The 20,680-nt window shown below is 56.9% G+C and carries 20 protein-coding genes, 1 tRNA gene and 2 pseudogenes; 11 read left to right on the forward strand and 12 right to left on the reverse strand.

Going from position 1 to position 20,680, the window contains the following annotated elements; all coding sequences use genetic code 11:
* Positions 1-46 precede the first annotated feature (46 nt).
* Entirely contained in the window at positions 47-1,123 is a 1,077-nt protein-coding gene (locus LQ249_RS11730) for a 3-deoxy-7-phosphoheptulonate synthase (protein WP_046384006.1), read from the reverse strand.
* Between the two features lie 338 nt (positions 1,124-1,461).
* The gene (locus LQ249_RS31505; RefSeq protein WP_256350929.1) at positions 1,462-1,596 is read right to left on the reverse strand and encodes a hypothetical protein; all 135 of its coding nucleotides are present in this window, start codon (positions 1,594-1,596) and stop codon (positions 1,462-1,464) included.
* A gap of 146 nt (positions 1,597-1,742) precedes the next feature.
* Here LQ249_RS31505 and LQ249_RS11735 point away from each other — a divergent pair, with 146 nt between their 5' ends.
* A complete protein-coding gene (locus LQ249_RS11735) occupies positions 1,743-2,510 on the forward strand; it encodes a carbon-nitrogen hydrolase family protein (RefSeq protein ID WP_232566473.1) in 768 nt (255 codons plus the stop codon).
* A 1-nt stretch (position 2,511) separates the two neighbouring features.
* Positions 2,512-2,958: a GNAT family N-acetyltransferase gene (locus LQ249_RS11740; RefSeq protein WP_046384004.1), complete on the forward strand. Its 447-nt coding sequence runs from the start codon at positions 2,512-2,514 to the stop codon at positions 2,956-2,958.
* Positions 2,959-3,013: 55 nt separating this feature from the next.
* On the opposite strand, the gene LQ249_RS11745 is transcribed toward LQ249_RS11740, so the two are convergent.
* Positions 3,014-3,253: a DNA-binding protein gene (locus tag LQ249_RS11745; RefSeq protein ID WP_046384003.1), complete on the reverse strand. Its 240-nt coding sequence runs from the start codon at positions 3,251-3,253 to the stop codon at positions 3,014-3,016.
* Between the two features lie 83 nt (positions 3,254-3,336).
* Between LQ249_RS11745 and LQ249_RS11750 the strand changes: the two genes are divergently transcribed.
* The 6 genes from LQ249_RS11750 to LQ249_RS11775 all read left to right on the forward strand — a co-directional run bounded on the left by LQ249_RS11750 (position 3,337) and on the right by LQ249_RS11775 (position 7,889).
* Complete coding sequence (locus tag LQ249_RS11750; protein WP_017847078.1) at positions 3,337-3,693, forward strand: helix-turn-helix domain-containing protein; 357 nt, start codon at positions 3,337-3,339, stop codon at positions 3,691-3,693.
* Between the two features lie 165 nt (positions 3,694-3,858).
* Positions 3,859-4,500: a response regulator transcription factor GacA gene (gacA, locus tag LQ249_RS11755; RefSeq protein ID WP_026140040.1), complete on the forward strand. Its 642-nt coding sequence runs from the start codon at positions 3,859-3,861 to the stop codon at positions 4,498-4,500.
* 1 nt (position 4,501) lies between these two features.
* A complete protein-coding gene (gene uvrC, locus LQ249_RS11760; RefSeq protein ID WP_017847080.1) occupies positions 4,502-6,325 on the forward strand; it encodes an excinuclease ABC subunit UvrC in 1,824 nt (607 codons plus the stop codon).
* Positions 6,326-6,357: 32 nt separating this feature from the next.
* Positions 6,358-6,918, forward strand: a complete 561-nt coding sequence (pgsA, locus tag LQ249_RS11765) for a CDP-diacylglycerol--glycerol-3-phosphate 3-phosphatidyltransferase (protein ID WP_017847081.1) — start codon at positions 6,358-6,360, stop codon at positions 6,916-6,918.
* Between the two features lie 63 nt (positions 6,919-6,981).
* Positions 6,982-7,057 (forward strand) — tRNA-Gly (locus LQ249_RS11770).
* 235 nt (positions 7,058-7,292) lie between these two features.
* Positions 7,293-7,889 (forward strand): tyrosine-type recombinase/integrase, encoded by a 597-nt coding sequence (locus tag LQ249_RS11775; RefSeq protein WP_442962251.1) that lies wholly within the window; start codon positions 7,293-7,295, stop codon positions 7,887-7,889.
* Between the two features lie 41 nt (positions 7,890-7,930).
* Here the strand turns inward: LQ249_RS11775 and LQ249_RS11780 are convergent, their stop codons facing one another.
* Together LQ249_RS11780 and LQ249_RS11785 are read right to left on the reverse strand one after the other, a co-directional pair.
* Positions 7,931-9,823: a methyl-accepting chemotaxis protein gene (locus LQ249_RS11780; protein WP_407691840.1), complete on the reverse strand. Its 1,893-nt coding sequence runs from the start codon at positions 9,821-9,823 to the stop codon at positions 7,931-7,933.
* Between the two features lie 572 nt (positions 9,824-10,395).
* Positions 10,396-11,406, reverse strand: a complete 1,011-nt coding sequence (locus tag LQ249_RS11785) for a zinc-dependent alcohol dehydrogenase family protein (protein WP_232566474.1) — start codon at positions 11,404-11,406, stop codon at positions 10,396-10,398.
* A gap of 56 nt (positions 11,407-11,462) precedes the next feature.
* Between LQ249_RS11785 and LQ249_RS11790 the strand changes: the two are divergent.
* Positions 11,463-12,446: pseudogene (locus tag LQ249_RS11790) on the forward strand (tyrosine-type recombinase/integrase); the annotation flags it as partial.
* A 378-nt stretch (positions 12,447-12,824) separates the two neighbouring features.
* On the opposite strand, the gene LQ249_RS11795 reads toward LQ249_RS11790, so the two are convergent.
* Positions 12,825-13,115: a DUF1330 domain-containing protein gene (locus LQ249_RS11795; RefSeq protein ID WP_046383998.1), complete on the reverse strand. Its 291-nt coding sequence runs from the start codon at positions 13,113-13,115 to the stop codon at positions 12,825-12,827.
* Positions 13,116-13,153: 38 nt separating this feature from the next.
* Positions 13,154-14,170 carry a zinc-dependent alcohol dehydrogenase family protein gene (locus tag LQ249_RS11800; protein ID WP_057005554.1) on the reverse strand — a complete coding sequence of 339 codons (1,017 nt, stop codon included), beginning with the start codon at positions 14,168-14,170 and terminating at the stop codon, positions 13,154-13,156.
* Between the two features lie 88 nt (positions 14,171-14,258).
* On the opposite strand from LQ249_RS11800, the gene LQ249_RS31510 reads away from it, so the two are divergent.
* A complete protein-coding gene (locus LQ249_RS31510) occupies positions 14,259-15,164 on the forward strand; it encodes a LysR family transcriptional regulator (RefSeq protein ID WP_079443481.1) in 906 nt (301 codons plus the stop codon).
* Between the two features lie 171 nt (positions 15,165-15,335).
* Here the strand turns inward: LQ249_RS31510 and LQ249_RS11810 are convergent, their stop codons facing one another.
* The gene (locus LQ249_RS11810; RefSeq protein WP_046383996.1) at positions 15,336-15,776 is read right to left on the reverse strand and encodes a hotdog fold domain-containing protein; all 441 of its coding nucleotides are present in this window, start codon (positions 15,774-15,776) and stop codon (positions 15,336-15,338) included.
* A gap of 135 nt (positions 15,777-15,911) precedes the next feature.
* Here LQ249_RS11810 and LQ249_RS11815 point away from each other — a divergent pair, with 135 nt between their 5' ends.
* Entirely contained in the window at positions 15,912-16,532 is a 621-nt protein-coding gene (locus LQ249_RS11815; protein WP_232566475.1) for a TetR/AcrR family transcriptional regulator, read from the forward strand.
* 106 nt (positions 16,533-16,638) lie between these two features.
* Here the strand turns inward: LQ249_RS11815 and LQ249_RS11820 are convergent.
* The 4 genes and pseudogenes from LQ249_RS11820 to LQ249_RS11835 form a co-directional block, all read right to left on the reverse strand.
* Positions 16,639-16,896 (reverse strand): annotated as a pseudogene (locus LQ249_RS11820) (winged helix-turn-helix transcriptional regulator); the annotation flags it as partial.
* Between the two features lie 288 nt (positions 16,897-17,184).
* Positions 17,185-18,393, reverse strand: a complete 1,209-nt coding sequence (locus LQ249_RS11825) for an MFS transporter (RefSeq protein ID WP_057005560.1) — start codon at positions 18,391-18,393, stop codon at positions 17,185-17,187.
* Positions 18,394-18,481: 88 nt separating this feature from the next.
* Entirely contained in the window at positions 18,482-19,504 is a 1,023-nt protein-coding gene (locus tag LQ249_RS11830; protein ID WP_232566476.1) for an alpha/beta hydrolase, read from the reverse strand.
* Between the two features lie 45 nt (positions 19,505-19,549).
* On the reverse strand, positions 19,550-20,599 hold the full coding sequence (locus LQ249_RS11835) for an NAD(P)-dependent alcohol dehydrogenase (protein WP_108525622.1): 1,050 nt from the start codon (positions 20,597-20,599) through the stop codon (positions 19,550-19,552).
* Positions 20,600-20,680: the final 81 nt, after the last annotated feature.

The following is a 20,680-nucleotide window of genomic DNA, read 5'->3' on the forward strand; positions in this document are numbered from 1 at the left end:
GCCGTCCGGCTTGCCCGCGCTTTGCAGGCAAGCCGGTGTCCATTGCTCAGCCGATGGCGTGTTCGCGCAAGCGTTGAGCTGCGCTGCGCAACAGCTGCTCGGTGCTGTCCCAACCCAGGCAACCGTCGGTCACCGACACGCCGTATTTCATCGCCGGGCCCAATGGTTGGCAGCCTTCGAACACGTGGCTTTCGAGCATCATGCCGATCAGCGAAGTGTCGCCCTGCAGGCGTTGCTCCAGCACTTCATTGAACACTGCCGGCTGACGCAGCGGGTCTTTGCCACTGTTGGCATGGCTGCAATCGACCATGATCCGCGCGGTCACCTTGGACTTGGCCAGGTCCTGTTTCACCTGGGCCACGCTCTGCGCATCGTAGTTCGGCCCACGGTGACCGCCGCGCAACACCAGGTGGGTGTCGGGGTTGCCCGGGGTCTGGATGATCGCCGGGTGGCCCTGGCTGTCGACGCCGAAGTGCCGGTGCGGGTGGGACGCCGAGCGCATCGCATCGCAGGCAATGGCGACGCCGCCGTCGGTGCCGTTCTTGAAGCCGACGGGCATGCCCAGGCCGCTGGCCATTTCGCGGTGGATCTGCGACTCGGTGGTGCGTGCGCCGATGGCGACCCAACTGAGCAGGTCGTCGAAGTAGCCGGCGGCCATCGGTTGCAGCAACTCGGTGGCGACCGGCAGGCCCAGGCGCAGCATCTCACGCATCAGTTCGCGGGACAGGCTGAGGCCGGCGGCCATGTCATCGCTGCCATCCAGGTGCGGGTCGTAGGCCAGGCCTTTCCAGCCAATGGTGGTGCGCGGTTTTTCGACGTAGGCGCGGATTACCAGCAGCATCTGGTCGCTGACGTCCAACGCCAGTTTCTTCAGGTTGCGTGCGTATTCCATGGCCGATTCCGGGTCGTGGATCGAACACGGACCGACGATCACCAGCAAACGTGAATCTTCGCCATTGAGAATGGCGCGCACGGCTTGGCGATGGGCGTGGATTTGCTCATTGAGGAATGGGCTGAGAGGTAACTGGTGCTTGAGTTCAAGGGAACTGGGCAAGCGCAGGGTCAGCGCTTCATTGGCGCTGGTCAGGGTAGAAACGGGCAGAGCGGCGACGGAGGAGTTCATCTTCAAGGCTTCCTGGGCAAGCGGCGGGCGATTCCCGCACGCTCTGCCCTACTGGGGTGTTCGACAATTGGCCGTAGTGGCTACGTGTGTTGGCTTGCCACCGATAGGTGACCGATCGGAGGCGGCAGGCTGTCCCGAGCGGAGCTTGCTAAATCGCCATGCAGTGCTGGTGTCGTAGCGGTAATAGGTGGCGTAGTTCATGTCGTGATTCCTTTAAATGGTCTTGATCAAACAAAGTGTTCAGGGCTGAAAAAACAAAACCCCCGATCGGGGAGCCGACCGGGGGTTAGATTTCTCTGGTAGGCGACCCCTTGAGCAGTGGGCGCCGATTTCAGGTATCAGGCGCGCCAGTGGCTAAACCAATACCCAAAATAAAAGCTGACCAGTGCGCTCAAACCGTTCACACGGGTAGCCGATACCGAGCGCGAGGCGCTGGCAGCAGGGCAAACCTGGGTGTGGGTGAGTTGCAACATGGTGGCTCTCCAAATGATGGTGGCAGCTTACTAGAGGCGCACGGGTGGATTCAATCGGTAATTTCTATTGTGTGGAGGTACTTACGACTATGGGGGGAGTGCCGATATGCTGGTGGCCACTCAATAATGCTTGCCGGGACGCAACCATGACTGCCTTGACCCTTGCCGCTGCTCAATCCGTTTCCATCGCCGGCGACGTACCGGCCAATATCCTGCGGCACCTGGCGTTCATGCGCGCCGCGGCTGAGCAGGGCGTGCAAGTGCTGGTGTTTCCGGAGCTGTCGTTGAGCGGGTATGAACCGTCCTTGGCGGCTGAGCTGGCAATCGCCCCCGAGGACGCGCTGTTGACGCCGCTGCGCGAGATGGCGCGGGAGCTGCGCTTGACGGCGGTGGTGGGCATGCCGATCCGCTTGGCGCCAGGGGCGGGCGTGTCGATCGCCGCGTTGGTGCTGGGAGCAGACGGTTCGCTTGCGGTTTACACCAAGCAGCATCTGCATCCCGGCGAAGAGGTGGCGTTTGTCGCGGGGCAGGGCGGTGACATGCTTGAGTGGCGGGATGATCGGATCGCGATGGCGGTCTGCGCCGACTTTTCCCACGCCAGCCATGCACGTCAGGCTGCGCAAGCGGGCGCCACTGTATACGCCGCCGGTGTGCTGATCAGTGAAGGCGGCTACGCAACGGACAGTGCGTTGCTCCAGAGCTACGCCGCCGAGCATGGCCTGGTGGTATTGATGGCCAATCACGGTGGCCCCTCGGGCGGCTGGGCGTGCGCGGGGCGCAGTGCTATCTGGGGCGCCGATGGGCAGGTGCTTGCCGCCGCGCCGGGGGCGGGCGACGCGCTGGTCATTGCCCGTCGCGATGGCGGGCGCTGGACCGGTCAAGCGGTAGCACTGTGGGCTGAAGGGGCGCGATGACATGACGTTTCACCTGCGCGCGGCGACTGACCAGGACCGCTCATTTGCCCGGACGCTGACCTACGAAGCCATGCGCGGCTACTACGCGCAATACCGTTTGCTGTGGTCCAACGATGGTTTCGACGTGGCCTGGGCGGGGCGCGAGAATTGGCTGATCTGCAGCGACGATACTGTGGTGGGCTTCATCAGCCTGAGTCGCGACAGCCAGGCGCTGTACATTCGCGAGTTGCATATTCTCGAACCGTTCCGTGGCCGTGGAGCAGGCAGCTGGGTACTGGAGCAAATGGCACTCAAAGCGTGCGGTCAAGGTCGCGGTCTTTTACGGTTGACCGTGTTTAAAACCAATCCGGCAAAAAGGCTTTATCAGCGCAAGGGCTTGCAAGTTGCGGGTGAGGAAGCGTGCTTCTGGTGCATGGAGCGCGATTGTCGGCCCATGTCCGCAGACTAATAAGTGACTCATTTGCGCAAAACAGGCACAACGGCTTAATAAGCGCATACTGAACCTAGGGCAATATTTCTTGTTCCTGCCTCAGAGGCTCATTCTCGGCAAGGATGATGCCTTCTTTCATGCCCAGAAGGACCGCTACCTTATGGGCCTCTCCCCGCCGTCCTTTCTTGCGCCCAGCGAGCACCTGATACGTGGTTGCCGGGTCGACACCGTGTTCCCGGGCGAACGCTTGAACCGACTTACCTTGGTGTTCAAGCCAAGCCTTGGCTTGTGCAGCAGTACGAATTCCGGGCATAGTTCAAAACCGTTCAAGTTTGTGTAACCAAGGGATCAGCGTATCACCTCTTGGGGTGTGCCAATTTAGGATCATACATCCAAATGAGTGGAATCGGTTTGCGTCTAAGGCAGGAAAGAGAGCGGCTTGGGTTGTCGCAAAAAGTGTTTGGTGAAATTGGAGGCGTTGAAGCGAACGCACAAGGCAAATACGAAAACGGCGGGCGGGCGCCGAAGGCCGATTATTTATCGCGTGTGGCCGAAAGAGGCGTGGATCTTCTGTACGTATTAACAGGCGCTCCCACGCCGGCGCAAATGGATAACTTGAGTCAGATCGAAGAAAAGGTGCTGGGCAACTATCGGGCGATGTTCAAAGAGGACCAGGATGCGATCCACCGATTGACCTCAACCTTGGCTGAACATTCGTCAATGTTGATAATGAATGGTAAATCCAAGCTGTAGCCCGGGATTCCTGACCTTTCCCCCAGGAAATAGCGTTGCGCGTCGTTCGACGGGCGCGCTTCCCGGCGTCAAGCGCTATATATATGACACTTGCAACTAGGTCTGCGCCTTGGTTTTTTGCTAAGGTGTTCAGCAACCTATAAGACCATATCGCGAGGTGTCTGCTTGATTAGGGTGCTAGTAGTCGATGACCATGATCTCGTTCGTACAGGCATTACACGAATGCTGGCTGACATCGATGGCCTGCAAGTAGTCGGCCAGGCTGAATCGGGTGAAGAGTCCCTGATCAAGGCCCGGGAGTTGAAACCCGATGTGGTGTTGATGGACGTCAAGATGCCTGGGATCGGCGGCCTTGGCGCCACTACCAAATTGTTGCGCAGCCACCCGGACATCAAAGTCGTGGTGGTCACCGTGTGCGAAGAAGACCCGTTTCCTACACGTCTGCTGCAGGCGGGGGCGGCGGGATACCTGACCAAGGGCGCAGGCCTGGCGGAGATGGTACAAGCCATTCGCCTGGTATTTGCCGGCCAGCGCTACATCAGCCCGCAGATCGCGCAGCAGTTGGCGATCAAGTCCTTCCAGCCCACCAGCGATTCGCCGTTTGACGTGCTGTCGGAGCGTGAAATCCAGATCGCCTTGATGATTGTCGGCTGCCAGAAGGTGCAGGCCATCTCCGACAAGCTGTGCCTGTCCCCCAAGACCGTCAACACCTACCGCTATCGCATTTTCGAGAAGCTCGCCATCAGCAGTGATGTTGAATTGACCCTGCTCGCGGTGCGCCACGGCATGGTGGACGCCAGCGCCTGACATGACCACACCGTTTGATCCGAGTGCCTTTCTCTCGACCTGCAGCGGCCGCCCCGGCGTGTACCGCATGTTCGACAGCGAGGCGCGCCTGCTGTATGTGGGCAAAGCCAAGAACCTGAAAAACCGCCTGGCGAGCTACTTCCGCAAGACCGGCCTCGCGCCGAAAACCGCGGCCCTGGTGGCGCGTATCGCCCAGGTCGAAACCACCATCACCGCCAACGAAACCGAGGCGCTGCTGCTTGAGCAGACGCTGATCAAGGAATGGCGGCCGCCTTACAACATCCTGCTGCGTGACGATAAATCCTACCCCTACGTGTTTTTATCTGACGGCGACTTCCCACGCCTGAGTATTCATCGGGGCGCGAAGAAGCAGAAGGGCAAATACTTCGGACCTTACCCCAGCGCCGGTGCGATCCGCGAAAGCCTGAGCCTGCTGCAAAAGACCTTTTTCGTGCGGCAGTGCGAAGACAGCTTCTACAAGAACCGCACCCGGCCGTGCCTGCAATATCAGATCAAGCGTTGCAAGGCACCCTGTGTCGGCCTGGTTGAACCGGCGGAGTACGCCGAGGATGTGCGCCATTCGGTGATGTTCCTCGAAGGGCGCAGCAACGCCCTTACCGACGAACTCTCCGGCGCCATGGAACAAGCCGCGAGCACCCTGGATTTCGAGCGAGCCGCCGAGTTGCGCGACCAGATCTCCCTGCTGCGGCGTGTGCAGGACCAGCAAAGCATGGAAGGCGGAACCGGCGACGTCGATGTGATCGCTGCGTTCGTCAACCCGGGTGGCGCCTGTGTCCACCTGATCAGTGTGCGTGGCGGTCGGGTGTTGGGCAGCAAGAACTTCTTCCCGCAGACCGGGATCGACGAGGAGGTCGCTGAAGTCATGGCCGCGTTCCTGGGCCAGTATTACGTCAGCAGCCCCGAGCGCGACTTGCCGTCGGAACTGATCGTCAACGTGGTGCATGAAGACTTCCCGACGTTGATCGAGGCCATCCACGCGTTGCGTGGCCGTGAACTGGACATCAGCCACCGCGTGCGCGGCACGCGGGCGCGCTGGCAGCAACTGGCCGTGACCAACGCCGAGCAGGCCCTGAGCGCACGCCTGGCGAATCGACAGCACGTGGCCGCGCGCTTTGAGGCCCTGGCCGAAGTCCTCAACCTGGACGAACCGCCCCAGCGCCTGGAGTGTTACGACATCAGTCACTCCAGCGGCGAAGCCACGGTGGCGTCCTGCGTGGTGTTCGGGCCGGAGGGGCCGATCAAGTCCGATTACCGGCGCTACAACATCGAAGGCGTCACCGCCGGCGACGACTACGCCGCCATGCACCAGGCCTTGACGCGCCGCTTCAGCAAATTGAAGGAGGGGGAGGGCAAGCTCCCCGATATTCTGCTGGTGGACGGCGGCAAGGGCCAGCTGTCCATGGCTCGTGACGTGCTCAACGAACTGGCGGTGCCCGACCTGATCCTGCTCGGCGTGGCCAAGGGCGCCACGCGCAAGGCCGGCTTCGAGACGTTGTACTTGAATGATGCCGCCCATGAGTTCACGTTGAAGGGCGACTCGCCTGCGCTGCACCTGATCCAACAGATCCGCGACGAAGCCCACCGTTTCGCCATTACCGGCCATCGCGCCCGTCGCGGCAAAACCCGGCGAACCTCAACCCTGGAAGGCGTGGCCGGAGTAGGCCCGACACGCCGACGCGACCTGCTTAAACATTTTGGTGGCTTGCAAGAGCTCTCCCGTGCCAGCATTGACGAAATAGCTAAAGCACCCGGTATCAGTAAAAAGCTCGCTGAGTTGATTTATGCAAATCTGCACAGCGAGTAGAATGCCTTCTCACCTCGCAGCCAGTTGTGCCGATGAATATCCCTAATCTGATCACCGTTCTACGCGTCCTGCTTATTCCGATTTTCATTTTGTTGTTCTATTTGCCTTACGAATGGAGCTACATGGCCTCCAGTTCGGTGTTCGCCGTTGCGGCCGCCACCGATTGGCTCGACGGCTACCTGGCCCGGCGCCTGGAACAGAGCACGCCGTTCGGCGCGTTCCTCGACCCGGTGGCCGACAAACTGATGGTGGCCGTGGCCCTGGTGCTGCTGGTGCAGGAACACGGCAACCTGTGGCTGACCTTACCGGCTGCGGTGATCATCGGCCGCGAGATCGTCGTTTCGGCCCTGCGCGAATGGATGGCCGAAATCGGCGCCCGCGCCCACGTCGCCGTGTCGAACATGGGCAAATGGAAAACCGCCGCGCAAATGCTCGCGTTGGTGATCCTGCTGGCCAACCCGTCGGACTTTTCCTTCTGGGTCTTGCTGGGCTACGCCTTGCTGCTCATCGCTGCCGGCCTGACGCTGTGGTCCATGCTCCAGTATTTACGCGCTGCCTGGCCTCATCTGCGCACCACTGTTGAAAAAAAATAAAACTTTTTTGAATCAAGGGGTTGACGGGTGCTGAGGATTCTATAGAATGCGCCTCACCAAGACGCGGGAATAGCTCAGTTGGTAGAGCACGACCTTGCCAAGGTCGGGGTCGCGAGTTCGAGTCTCGTTTCCCGCTCCAAATATTGCGCTGCAGAGTTCCACTGAATTCTGTAAGTGATCGAAACAAGGACCTTCGGGTCCTTTTTTCGTTCCGGCGGGAACCACTGACATCCAGCACCGTCCAGTGCTTTTAAGTCCCGATTTAACTCCCGAATGAGGGGCTTGGATTTGGATATGCACTGAATCGGTTTTTTGCTGGAGCAGCTTGGATAGCGAGACGAGCATCCGCTCCTGACTCTGTTCAGGAGCTCGCTATGGCACTCTCGGATACGACCGTTCGGCAAGCCCGAATCACCGGCAATGACTACACGCTAGGCGACACGGATGGGCTTGCGCTCAACGTGACGGCCCGCGGCGGGAAAATCTGGCGTTTCAATACTGCTGGGCGGGCGTACAGAAGCGTATGTCTCTCGGTAGTTATCCGCAAATCAGCCTCAAAGAAGCCCGTGCGCGACGTGATGAGGCGCGCCTTGGTCGCCCAAGGCATCAATCCCTATGAGCACCGTAAACAGCAGCGTCGTGCTGTTCGTTTTGCGGCAGAGCAGGCCTTCGAGGCGGTGTTCAATCAATGGGTGGAGTTCCGCAGGCTGAGCCTGAAGGAGGGGCGCCAGAGCACGCTCTCGCAAATCTTGAGAATCTTCAATAAAGACGTGCTGCCCACACTGGGCGGGCGGTCTATCTACGATATCAATCGTCACGATCTGCTGGATTTGCTGAGCAGGATCGAACAGCGCAAGGCCTTAACGACAGCTGAAAAGTGTCGGGCCTGGTTAAATCAATTGTTCCGCTATGCGTTGGTAAAAATCGAGCATAGGCTGGAGATGTCTACGATGCTGGGGGCAGTCCAATGAGCTTGCAAAGTGTCTAGAGAGTCCGTGGCGATTCACATCGGTCAAACCTTGAAGTGACTGACAAGTTGCTGTAACTGTACCCCCAGGCGCGCGAGTTCGATACTGGAGGCCGCTGTCTCCTCACTAGCTGAGGCGGTCTGTTCAGACACGTCGCGTACACTCAAAATGCTGCGGCTTATTTCCTCCGCCACCGAACTTTGTTGTACTGCGGCGGCAGCAATCTGTTGGTTCATGGCTTGAATCCCAGAAACCGTCTGAGTGATGCTAGCTAAAGATGCGCCTGCTTTACCTGCCAACGCCACAGTGCTATCGGTTAGTTCGCGGCTGCTCTGCATAATACTGGACACCTGACGTGTTCCACCTTGCAAGCCTGCCACCAAGCTTTCTATTTCCTCAGTGGACTGCTGAGTACGCTGAGCCAGTCCTCGTACTTCGTCAGCGACCACTGCAAAACCGCGCCCTGCCTCACCTGCGCGAGCAGCCTCAATGGCCGCGTTAAGGGCCAATAAATTAGTTTGCTCAGCCACCGCCTTGATCACGTCCATGATCTTGACGATGCGCCCACTTTCTTGTTCAAGCTTATTCATAGCTTCCGCTGAACGCCCGACTTCGCTGGACAAACGCTCAATCTGGGCGATGGCTTCCGCGACTACTTTGTCACCAGCGCGCGCCTGAGCATCGGCCTCTGATGCGGCAACGGAAGCTTGTTCCGCATTCCGCGCAACTTCATGCACAGTGGCCGACATTTCGTGCATCGCAGTAGCCACTTGGTCGGTCTCGGTTTTCTGGCTATTGACCCCAGCGCTGGTCTGCTCAGTGACAGCTGAAAGCTCTTCCGCTGCACTGGCGATCTGGGTGACTCCATCGCGGATACCACCGATCAGATCGCGCAAGGTACGACCCATGCGCTGAATACCTTGTTGCAGCACACCCAGTTCGTCTCTACGGGTCACGACCATGTTTTGCGTGAGATCGCCCGCTGCAATGCAATCGACCACAGCCAGAGTCTCCTGCAATGGGCGGGTAATCTGGCGGGTGATTATCAGAGCTGCAAGAAGCCCCAATAACATTGCCAAAGCAGTGCAACTCAACTGCAGCGTGCGGGCCTGAGCACTATCTGTTTCAAGGGCGGCCAGCTGTCTGGCATACATTTCATCAGTCAGACGGGTGATGGCCTCTCCGAAATTGACAGTGTCCTGCACGGAGTGGTCGATAGCCCCATTACTGGCTGTAAAGTCCTGCACTGAGCGGCGGTAAGCCATCAGAGCGGTTTCCAGTTGCCTGATAGGATCGGCATAGGCGGCACCAAAGGTGTTGTTGAGGGTTTCAATGCCCTTGAGCGCACTATCAAGCTGGCGGGCGGCGGCTTGTTCCGTAGTGCTGTTGGGATTGCCGGTGTAGCCACGAACTTCATAACGCACCAGCGCGACATCCTCTTTGGCCTTGAGGATGACTTTGTATAACTCATAACGGCGCTGATCAGAGACTGGCATTGCTTCTACGTCATTGATGAGCTTGGCAATCAGCGCGGCGCCTTTGACCGCATTGGTGGCCATTTCCTTACGGGTGGCCGCACTATTGCGATAGGCCTCGCGCATCGTATTAATTGCCATTTGATACTGAGTGGTGGCTTGGTTGATCAGCGCAAGACTTTGCAAGTTTTCAGGTAGCTGCAGTTCTTTTGCGAGGCTTTTTTGCTTGGCGACAAACAGTTCCAGCGCATCCTGGATCAATGCACCTTGTTGCTCGTCACCCTTGTCCACCTGATACTGAAAACGGGCCCTCCGTAGATGATCAAGACGGTTGCCGAGTTCGGTGATGCCGGCCATTCGATTACTACGGTCAATCATTTTTCCCAAGCTGAACCAGCTGGTCGCGGCAAGGATGGCGGTTAGAAGGAGTACAACAGCAAAGCCCAAGGCCAGCTTGAGCATGACGCTGATATTCGCGAGCCAAGAGTTCATAGCGTTCCTTTGGTAATCAGCCGTGACCGATGAAAACTGGCGCGGTCATCTGAGAAGGGGGGGTAGGTATAATCAATATTGATATGGATGATTGGATGAATATAGCACAGTGATGGCGCGGTGCCATCACGAGCTTTTAATGATTTCGACGATACGTGTCAGAATGGCGACAGCTAGAAAAATGAATCGCCCAGGATTCTCTAGACACCTTGCAAAAAGTTATACAAGGTGCTCGATTTCGTAAAAGGGTGGTGGCCGGCCTATGCAAGTCGGCATGCAATCCTACCGATCAATCACTACGCTCCACCCTGAAGCCTCTCTAGGTGGTTTTGACATCTGCCGCACTCAGGAGAAAGTCCGGTTAGCGCATTGCTTTCAAGACAGGACGGTTGCAGAGGTCGCATACGCCGTCATGAACAGTGAGAGGCAACTATTGTGGGTGGGTTTTTCCAACATTGAGGTCTGAATGACGAACCTTGCAAGCCGTGAAGAGCTAATCACATGGCGAACCTTAAGGTCTTCTCATGCACAGTTATGCGCGCTTAGATATCCAGACAAATTTTGCCGAAATGCTTGTTGGTTTCCTGATACTTGAACGCTTCGACAATCTCGTTCAAAGGGAAATGACGATCAATAATCGGACGCATACCATTAGCATTGATGGCTCGGATCATGTCTTGCTGCTGGCTGCGGCTGCCCACCAATACACCCTGCAGACGTACTTGCTTGATCAGTGCGGGTACAAAATTCATTGCACCGCTTACGCCACTCAGTATCCCGATGATGGAGATGTGACCAGCAACCCGAGTTGCAACTATCGATTGCTCGAGAGTCGCGGGGCCGCCGACTTCTATGATGTGATCAACACCACGGCCACCCGTTAGAGCGCGTGCAGTTTCGCCCCAGTTAAGGTCTTTGCGGTAATTGATCACATGATCAGCGCCTAGTCCTTTCAGACGTTCAAGTTTTTCGTCGCTTGAAGAGGTAGCAATGACGGTAGCGCCGGCCAATTTAGCGAACTGCAGAGCGAAAATTGAAACGCCGCCAGTGCCTTGGACTAGCACGGTGTCGCCCGGCTTGAGTGAGTCATCGGCCATCAGGGCGCGCCATGCAGTAAGGCCGGCAGTGGTGAGCGTGGACGCTTCAGCATGGCTGTATCCGATAGGCGCGAGAGTGAACGATGTGGCTTTGGCCGTCACTTGCTCACGAGCGTAGCCGTCAATGCCATCACCTGGCACGCTAACAAAACCCTCAACCAGTGGCGCACCATTGATCCACTCAGGGAAGAATGTACTAACGACCGAGTCACCCACCTTGAATTCAGTGACATCTTCGCCGACAGCAATGACTTCACCTGCGCCGTCGGCCATGGGGATGCGTTTTTCACTAGGCCCCCACATACCGCTGACCACCGCGAAGTCGTGGTAGTTGAGCGAGTTGGCGTGAAGGCGCACTGTGATTTCGCCGCGCGCTGCGGCCCGTACTTCGCTACTGCCAACCACAACCTTTTCATAACCGCCACCGGGTTGGACGAAGATAGTTTTACTGCTCATAGGGGATTCCTTGTGTTTTCTAATTACGCGAAATTACGACCGTTCGGCAAGCCTGAATCACCGGCAATGACTACACGATAGGCGACACGGATGGGCTTGCGCTCAACGTGACGGCCCGCGGCGGGAAAATCTGGCGTTTCAATACTGCTGGGCGGGCGTGCAGAAGCGTATGTCTCTCGGTAGTTATCCGCAAATCAGCCTCAAAGAAGCCCGTGCGCGACGTGATGAGGCGCGCGCCTTGGTCGCCCACGGCATCAATCCCTATGAGCACCGTAAACAGCAGCGTCGTGCTGTTCGTTTTGCGGCAGAGCAGGCCTTCGAGGCCGTGTTCAATCAATGGGTGGAGTTCCGCAGGCTAAGCCTGAAGGAAGGGCGCCAGAGCACGCTCTCGCAAATCTTGAGAATCTTCAATAAAAACGTCCTGCCCATACCGGGTGGATGGTCTATCTACGACATCAATCGTCGCGATCTGCTGGATTTGCTGAGCAGGATCGAACAGCGCAAGGCCTTATCGACAGCTGAAAAGTGTCGGACCTGGTTTAATCAATTGTTCCGCTATGCGTTGGTAAAAATCGAGGGGCTAGAACACAATCCGGCTTCAGGCCTGGATGTGGTTGCACTTCGCAAACCTCCTGTTACTCACAATCCATTTCTCCGTATGGAGGAGTTCCCGGCCTTGATGGCTGCTCTTCGAAACTATGGTGGCGCCAACCAAACTCGGCTTGGCCTTCGGTTGTTGCTGCTGACCGGTGTCCGCACGGGCGAGTTGCGGCTGGCGACACCCGACCAGTTCGATTTGGAGAAGCGCTTGTGGATCATACCGGCGGAAGTGGTGAAACAACTCCAGCTAGCGATGTGCAAGCCAGGTAAGCAGATCCAAAACGTACCGCCTTATATCGTGCCACTGTCGGTGCAGGCGCTGGAGATAGTGCGCCATTTGTTGGACCAGGTTGTCCCCGCGCAGCGCTACTTATTTGCGCATCGAAGCGACCTGAGCAAGCGCATCAGTGAGAACACTCTGAATGGCGCTACTGTGTCGATGCGAATGTGCTGGAGACGTCGGGTACTCGGATCGGCATGCCGATCGCTGTTGGACTGGTCAGCGACGCGGGTTGCGATCCGGTCGAGACGGGCAATTTGGCCTCGGTCCTGCCTTTTCAGCAGGGTGGGCCGTGTTGGCGAGCGCACCTTACTGCTCCCCAATTGCGTCGTCGTCTGAGTCTGTCTGACGCATAACCCATCACCATTTTGCCGAGTGTCCCGACGTGTGGTGATGGGCGATCAGGTGACCGGGACTGCCACGTGACCTAGCGAAAAAGCTCGCAGGTTCCCCTGCGCGCTTCATTTCCTGATTAGTAAGCCTAGGTAAGTGTCCTTCGACGGCCGACACAGGGTTCTGGATATCCTCGGTAGGCGTTCTAACTTACTCCGTCTACGACAAACCCTCGATAGACTGCACCCTTGAGCCTGTGTCCAACGATGGACTGATACGCATCGCCGTGATACCAGGCCTTGGCTTCGTCGAATGTCGGGAAGGAGAAAAGTACAACGCCTTCTGGTAATTCCCCTTCAAACGCCTCAATCCGTTGATAGGCTGAAAGCATCGTGGACTGCAGGCCGGCAAGAGCAATGGTGGCTTTTTGTGCATAGATATCAAGCTCATGCTGATCGAGCGTTTTCTCTCGGATGAAGATTACATAAGCAGTCATGATCTGTCCCGTTAGCTATCGTTGACTGGGTCATCACATCAGTGGCTGATAACGACCTTGCCAAAGACGTCACGTGTCATGAGTTTTTCATACGCCCGCTTGGCGTCCCCAAACTCAAAACGACTGTCGATTACAGGGCTGATTCCATGTGCGGCGATGCCTGCGATCAAATCTTCCAGATCTTGTCGACTGCCCAGGGCGATAGGCTGGTATCGCGCCTGGCTCATGAACATGGACATGAAGTCGACGCTGCCTTCCAAGCCCGCGAGTACCCCAACCATCGAAACCTGGCCACCCACCGCAATGGCTTTGACCGACTCCTGGAAAGTGCCTGAGCCACCCACCTCAACGATGCGATTGACGCCATTGCCGTTGGTAAGCGCCCGGACCTGCTGCGACCATGCGGGATGGGTTTTGTAGTTGATGATGTCGGCTACGCCCAACAGCTTGAGCTGTTCGGACTTCTCATCGCTGGATGTCGTGGCAATGACGCGCGCGCCCAGCGCTTTTGCAAACTGGATGGCGAACAACGAGACGCCTCCCGTTCCCTGTGTCAGTACCGTGTCGCCTGCGCTTACTCCTTTGACCGCAGACCACGCAGTGACCGCAGCACAAGGTAGGGTAGCGGCCTCTTCAAAGCTCAGACTGCCAGGAATGTGTGCCAGAGCGTTTTCTGATGTGACGCGGTAATCTGCCAGCCAGCCGTCGACATCATATGAATACTGGGAATACTTTCCGGTGAACGGCCCGTCAATCCATTCAGGGAAGAATGAGTTCACGACTCGATCCCCAGTGACGAAGCGAGTCACTCCCTCGCCAACGGCGATCACCTCACCTGCACCATCGGAAAGAGGGATGGTGCCCGATGGTACGGGCGCTGTGTAGTGTCCTTGCAGAATGAGGATGTCTCGGAAATTCAACGAGGAGGCGCGTACGCGGACGACGACTTCGCCTGAGGCCGGAGTCGGAATCGCTATGGCACCGTTGACAAGGCCATCGAGCCCGCCAAATTTTTCGAGGTGATAGGCGCGGTTTTGTTTGGTTTCAGCATTCATGAAGCAGTCCTTTCTAGGGGGTTGATACATTATTTTCCCCTTGAATGCCGTGGTTGATAATCCACTGCCACCTACTCATACTGTTTAGATGAACTACACAATCGGACGCGGTGAGTTAGATGGGGTTCTCGTGTTCTTGGCGGTCGCCGAGGCGCGCGGCTTCCGGGCGGCTGCGCGCCGCCTTGGCATTACGCCATCAGCTGTTAGTCAGGCGATACGCACATTCGAACAGCGAGTGGGAGTGCCACTGCTGGCACGAACTACCAGAAGCGTCGGACTGACTGAGGCTGGAGCAAGACTGCTGCTTCAAGTGCGGCCTGCTGCTCAGCAGGTACTTCTGGGAATTGAGTCCGCGCGTAACTTCGGTGAGTCTGTAACCGGGCTGCTTCGAATCAGTGTTCCCAGGCCAAGTGTTCCTATGCTGACAGAACGCTTCGTGCCTGGGTTCCTTAGCGCGAACCCGGGAATACAGCTTGAATTTGTCGGTGATGATCACCTGGTGGACATCATTGATGAAGGTTGCGATGCCGGAGTACGACCGCGTTCATATGTACACGCTGATATGGTTGCGGTACCTCTGACCGCTGAGGAACCCAGCATTGTTGTCGGCTCACCGTCCCTGATCGCGCGCTATGCGCGGCCTCTGCTACCTGATGATATCTTGGGCCTGCCGTGCATCACCTATCGGCAGGCGGGTATTGTGCTGGACAGCTGGACATTCAGCGTCTCGGGCGAAAGACACGTAGTGCGCGTCCGTGGTCCGTTGATACTGGATGATGTGGCCGCTTGTATTCACGCCGCGGAGCGAGGGGTCGGATTGTTCATGCTTCCGCGATCTCTCGTTGCGCGCCATATCCACGCTGGAACACTTGAAGTCTTACTCGAAAGCTTCTCGGTGACCTTTCCCGGATTGGCGCTTTATTATCCCAGTCGGCGAAATGTGCTGCCCAAACTTCGTGCATTCATCGACTATGTTTTAGTCAGCAGACCTTGATAAGGGCATTGCAGTTTGAATCGCTCCGGGTTTTCTAGACACTCCCCAAGCTCGCCGTGCAGCGCTTTTCAAACTCTACCGGGACAGTTAATTGTTGAAACCATGACGCATTTTTCATGCTCGCAGCGGGAGCGATTTGGCTCGGCATAACGCCGAGCCTATAGAAAAGGCCTAAGCGATTTTCACATTCATCGTGATTCTGGCAGTGAAAACTTTCACGCCACCCTCGTCGAAGATATCAACCGGAACGAACTTGTCGCCGCCGGTTTTCCAGTCAATACCGCTGCCATCAGCTACAGCTCGAATGCTCGATTTTGCTTTCGCGAGATATTCAACGGTCATGCCTTTCGGAATCCATTTGGCGCCTGAAGGAATCGAAGCGTCAGTCATCATTCCGCCCGCGAGCTCGGCTGTGTTGCACAGGGCTATCGCGTGCACAGATGCCAGATGGTTGGTGATTTCCTTGCGAAACGGCACGTTAACGACTGCATGGCCTGGGCTGAGCTCTGAAATCTCAGGGGCGATCGTGCTGAAGTAAGGTGCCATTTGGCAGGCCATATTGCTGAACGCGGCGGGGCCTACGCTATTGAACATACTTAGAGCTTGACTCATGAGATACCCTCTTGGTTGGTTACAGAATAATATTCTGTAACGGAATAATGTTCTGTATTTCTGGAGGCTGTCAAGCCAAGCTTTCTTTACGGTGCGTTCACCCTATAGACTCCGCTTCATTTGGCGTTTCCCCTCATGCATTCAACTGATCTGATCGAGCGTATCTATCCGGGAAGGCGTAGCGAGCTCAAGCGCACGATCCTGCGCCGAGCACTTGCCTGCTTTAACGAGGTAGGCATCGAAGCCACAAACATCGAAACCATTCGGGCTCAATGCGAAACGAGCGTAGGCGCTATCTATCATCACTTCGGCAGTAAAGAGGGACTGGTGGCCGCTCTTTTTTTCGCTGCGCTAGAAGATCAGGCAGCGCTCCGAGATAGCTATTTGCAAAAAGCACAGACGGCTCAAGCGGGTGTAGCAGCTCTGATCTATAGCTACGCTGAATGGGTCGATGAACAACCGGATTGGGCTCGCTTTGTTTTCCAAAGTCGCTACGCCGTCTCAAGTGGGCCTTTCAACGGTGAATTGCTTGAACGCAATAAACAACGCAACAGGCAGTTGCTGGACTGGATGAGTGTCGAGGGCCGCAAGGAACAGTTCAGTCATCTTCCTGTAGAACTCTTACCGTCACTTATCATCGGAGCGACAGAAAGCTATTCGCGTGCTTGGCTTTCCGGGAGGGTCAAAAAAAGCCCGAAGCAGTATCAGGACTTTCTCGCGAAGGCTGCTTGGAATTCGATTAAGCAAATAGACTAGATAGCTAACTGACCTTGGAGTAAGTGTCGGAGGTTCTGAATCAGCTGGCTTTCAAGGCGCAGGAGGCACGTCGCACATCACCTCGGCTGCAGTGAATCGCTCAGGTTTAAACCGCCCCATCACCTTTGCGGGTGCTGTTAGCTTTTCGGCCACGTGGATTTGGTTTCACGGGGACGCTTTTCCCGTACTCGCTCCACCAGGTGGCGAGTGCCGCCATCGTCGGCCCGAGTGCGCGTGCTTTTGCGGTCATCTCATATTCGACGCGCGGTGGTACTTCCGCGAAGACTGTTCGCGAGATCAGGCCATCGTTTTCAAGCTCTCGGAGTTGCGCCGTCAGCATGTGTTGTGTGATACCGCTAATCGCAAACGCACAAGCGGAGTTGGGCTATTCAGCCTCCCACCTTGTGCCTTTGATGATCGTGGTCAAAGTACTGGGTCCTGCCACGATTCTCTGGTGCTTTAACGTGGCGCTCAGTGATCTGGCTTATGTCGGCATGTTTTATCATCTGCTGCTCTCCGCCCTAGCACACCTGGGTGTTCGCAAACCCAAAGGTTTTCTCCCGGCAGTCGTAGCACTCATCCTCTTGGCCGCCTCCTTCATGACACAAAACGCTGTTCGCGATAAAAGACGCCTTGGCGTGTCTTGTGTTTTTTATGCGATGTTCACCGATGCAACCGGCTCCCGCGTGGCAGAGCGTGCAGCCAGGAAGGCAAGCACAGCCGCCACGCCCAGCAATGCGGCGCTCAACTCGAAGGTTGCGCGATAGCCGCTCAAGTCAAACACCAGCCCGCCAACGGTTGCACCCGAGGCAATGGCCAGTTGAATGATCGCCACCATTAAGCCGCCTCCCGCTTCAGCAGCCTCTGGCAATGTTCTGGCCAGCCATGTCCACCATCCCACTGGAGCTGCCGTTGCAACCAGTCCCCAGAGACCCAACAAGACAGTGGTGGTGGCCGCCGAACTGCCGAATGAAACGAGCGCCAGTGCGATCACCGCCATCAATATCGGAATGACGATGAGGGTGCGATGCAGGCCATTTTTCAAGAAGGCTTCAATCAGGAAGGTTCCCGCGAGCCCAGCCAGACCCAAGACGAGCAACATCAGCGATAGCGTGGAAACACTGACGTGCGTGACCGTTTCAAGGAACGGGCGCAGGTAGGTAAACAGCATAAACTGCCCCATGAAAAAGACACTGACCGCCACCATGCCTAACGCGACCGGTAGGCTTTTCATCAACTTGAAGACATTCCCAGTGCCCGAACCACTTTGTGACTTCATCGCCGGAAGGCTAAATAGAAGCCAGGCAGAGGCGATCACCGCGACCGGAATAACGCACAAAAATGCACCGCGCCAGCCGATCAACGCGCCAAGGAAACTGCCCAGCGGCGCTGCAATCACTGTTGCCAGAGCGTTGCCGCCGTTGACGATTGCCATGGCGCGAGTGATCTGGTCTTCAGGCACCAGGCGCATGGCGGTTGCGGCCGACAGCGACCAGAAGCCGCCTATCGCTACCCCGATCAACGCGCGACCGATCATGAACACCCAGTAATTCGGCGCGAAAGCGACCACTGTTCCCGAAATGATCATCAGCACAGTCAGTGACAACAGCAGAGGTTTGCGGTCGACCCGCGCCGCCACCGAAGCGATCAGAAGGCTGGCGAACAGTGCAAACAGTCCAGAGACAGAAATACCCTGACCTGCTTGCCCCTCGGTGATATGCAAGTCGGCGGCAATCGGCGTCAGCAGGCTGACGGGCATGAATTCCGATGCCACCAGCACGAAGGCTGCAAGCGACATGGCGAATACGGCGCCCCACGATTGTTCAGCTTTCCGGGGGGCGTGGAGGGAGTGGTTGCTCATTGATTGAATCCTGTCATGCGCGAAGCGTTGCGGCCCCGTAAATGAGGCCGCGAGAGAGAACCGGTGCCCGGCCAGGGGCACCGGCCATTTACTTCAGGTTGCTTTTGAAGAACGAAGTCAACTTAGCGAATGGAATGAGGTTGACCCGGTCGTAAAGATCCACATGTCCGGCATCTGGAATGATCAGCAGTTCTTTGGGTTCGGCAGCGCGTTTGTAGGCGTCTTCACTGAACTCGAGCGAGTGTGCCTTGGCGCCAGCAATGAACAGCAGTGGGCGAGGGGAGATCGAATCTATGTCGTTAAACGGATAGAAGTTCATGAACTTCACGTTGCTGGTCAGTGTAGGCATGGTGGTGGTCTGCGCCGATGCGCCGGCAGGCGTAACCTCGCCACGCGGGGTGCGGTAGAAATCGTAGAACTCGTCACCCACGGCGTTACCGGTCAGCTTCAGCGGCGTGCCGCTGGTATAACGAATTTGACCACCCTGAAACTCTATATCACGCTGCTGCGCCGCCTCGCGAATGATCTGCTGACGTTGTTCCGCCGTTACGCCATGCTTGAGGCCATTACGATTGGCTGCGCCCATGTCGTACATGCTGACGGTGGCGATCGCCTTGAGGCGCGGATCAATCTTGGCCGCGCTGATGGCGAAGCTGCCGCTGCCACAGATGCCAATGACACCAATACGCTCGTGATCAACAAGGGGTTGAGTGCCGAGAAAGTCCACGGCGGCACTGAAGTCTTCGGCATAGATATCAGGCGAGACCGCTTGGCGAGGTGTGCCCGCACTTTCGCCCCAGAAGGACAAGTCCAGCGACAGCGTGACAAATCCATGCTCGGCCATTTTGGTGGCGTAGAGGTTTGCGCTTTGCTCCTTTACCGCGCCCATGGGGTGGCCAACGATGATGGCGGCGTTTTTCGTTTTCGGGTCGAGATCTTTCGGGGTGAACAAGTTGCCCGCGACTTTCATTCCGTATTGATTGTTGAAGGTGACCTTTTCCACCGTCACTTTGTCGCTTTTGTAGAAGTTGTCTGCACCGTTTGACATATCGGCTCCCATCGAAGAAAAAGAGGTAACAAGTAGCCCGAGGGCGAGAAAAATACCTTTCACTGGATCATCCTTTCGGTTGAGTCGTTACCGGCTGGAGTCTTTCGACTAGCCAACCAATGTGGCGTTGTCGATCACAAAGCGATACTTGACGTCACCCTTGAGCATCCGTTCGTAGGCGTTGTTGATCTGATCGGCTCGAACCAGTTCGATGTCGGCGACGATGTTGTGCTCGGCACAGAAATCCAGCATCTCCTGTGTTTCAGGGATGCCGCCGATCATCGAGCCGGCAATGGTTCGGCGCTTCATGATCAGGTTGAACACGTTGGGTGATGGATGCGGGGAGGCGGGGGCACCGACCAGCGTCAGCGCTCCGTCGCGCTTGAGCAACACCAGAAACGCATCCAGATCGTGGGGCGCTGCGACGGTATTGAGGATGAAGTCGAAGCTCTTGGTATGCGCGGCCATCTCCTCAGCGTTGCGCGATACCACCACTTCGTCCGCGCCCAATTCCTTTGCCGCTTCGCGCTTGGATTCCGATGTGGTGAATGCCACGACATGGGCGCCCATCGCATGGGCCAGTTTGATGCCCATGTGGCCTAGCCCACCAATACCGACCACGCCGACTTTCTTACCCGGCCCGACGTTCCAGTGGCGCAGCGGCGAATACGTGGTGATGCCCGCGCACAGCAGCGGTGCGACGGCGGCCAGTTGTTGCTCGGGATGGCGGATGCGCAGGACGTAACGCTCATGCACCACAACGTTTTGTGAGTAGCCGCCGAGCGTCCAGCCAGGAGCGTCTGGGGTAGGAAAGTTGTAGGTTCCGATCATGCCGTCGCAATAGTTTTCCAGGCCGGTTTCGCAGTCGTCACACTGTTTGCAACTGTCGACAATACAACCGACACCAACAAGATCGCCGACTTTGAAGTCTGCAACATGCGCGCCGACCGCTGATACCCGCCCGACAATTTCGTGCCCCGGTACGCAAGGAAATTGAGTGCCTGCCCATTCGGCACGCACCTGATGCAAGTCCGAATGGCAGATTCCGCAGAAGGCGATATCAATCTGAACGTCATGGGCGGTGGGGGAGCGGCGACTGATCTGCAAAGGCTCAAGGGGTTTGTCGCCCGCATAAGCACCATAGGCATGTATAAGCATGGGAGAGTCTTCCTCGAGGGTGTGTCGAGTAAGCATTTTCCCCCGTTGAGCAGACTCTCTATAGTGCATTTCGCTGGATTA

The organism is Pseudomonas sp. 7-41, assembly GCF_021233075.1.
Taxonomy (GTDB): domain Bacteria; phylum Pseudomonadota; class Gammaproteobacteria; order Pseudomonadales; family Pseudomonadaceae; genus Aquipseudomonas; species Aquipseudomonas veronii.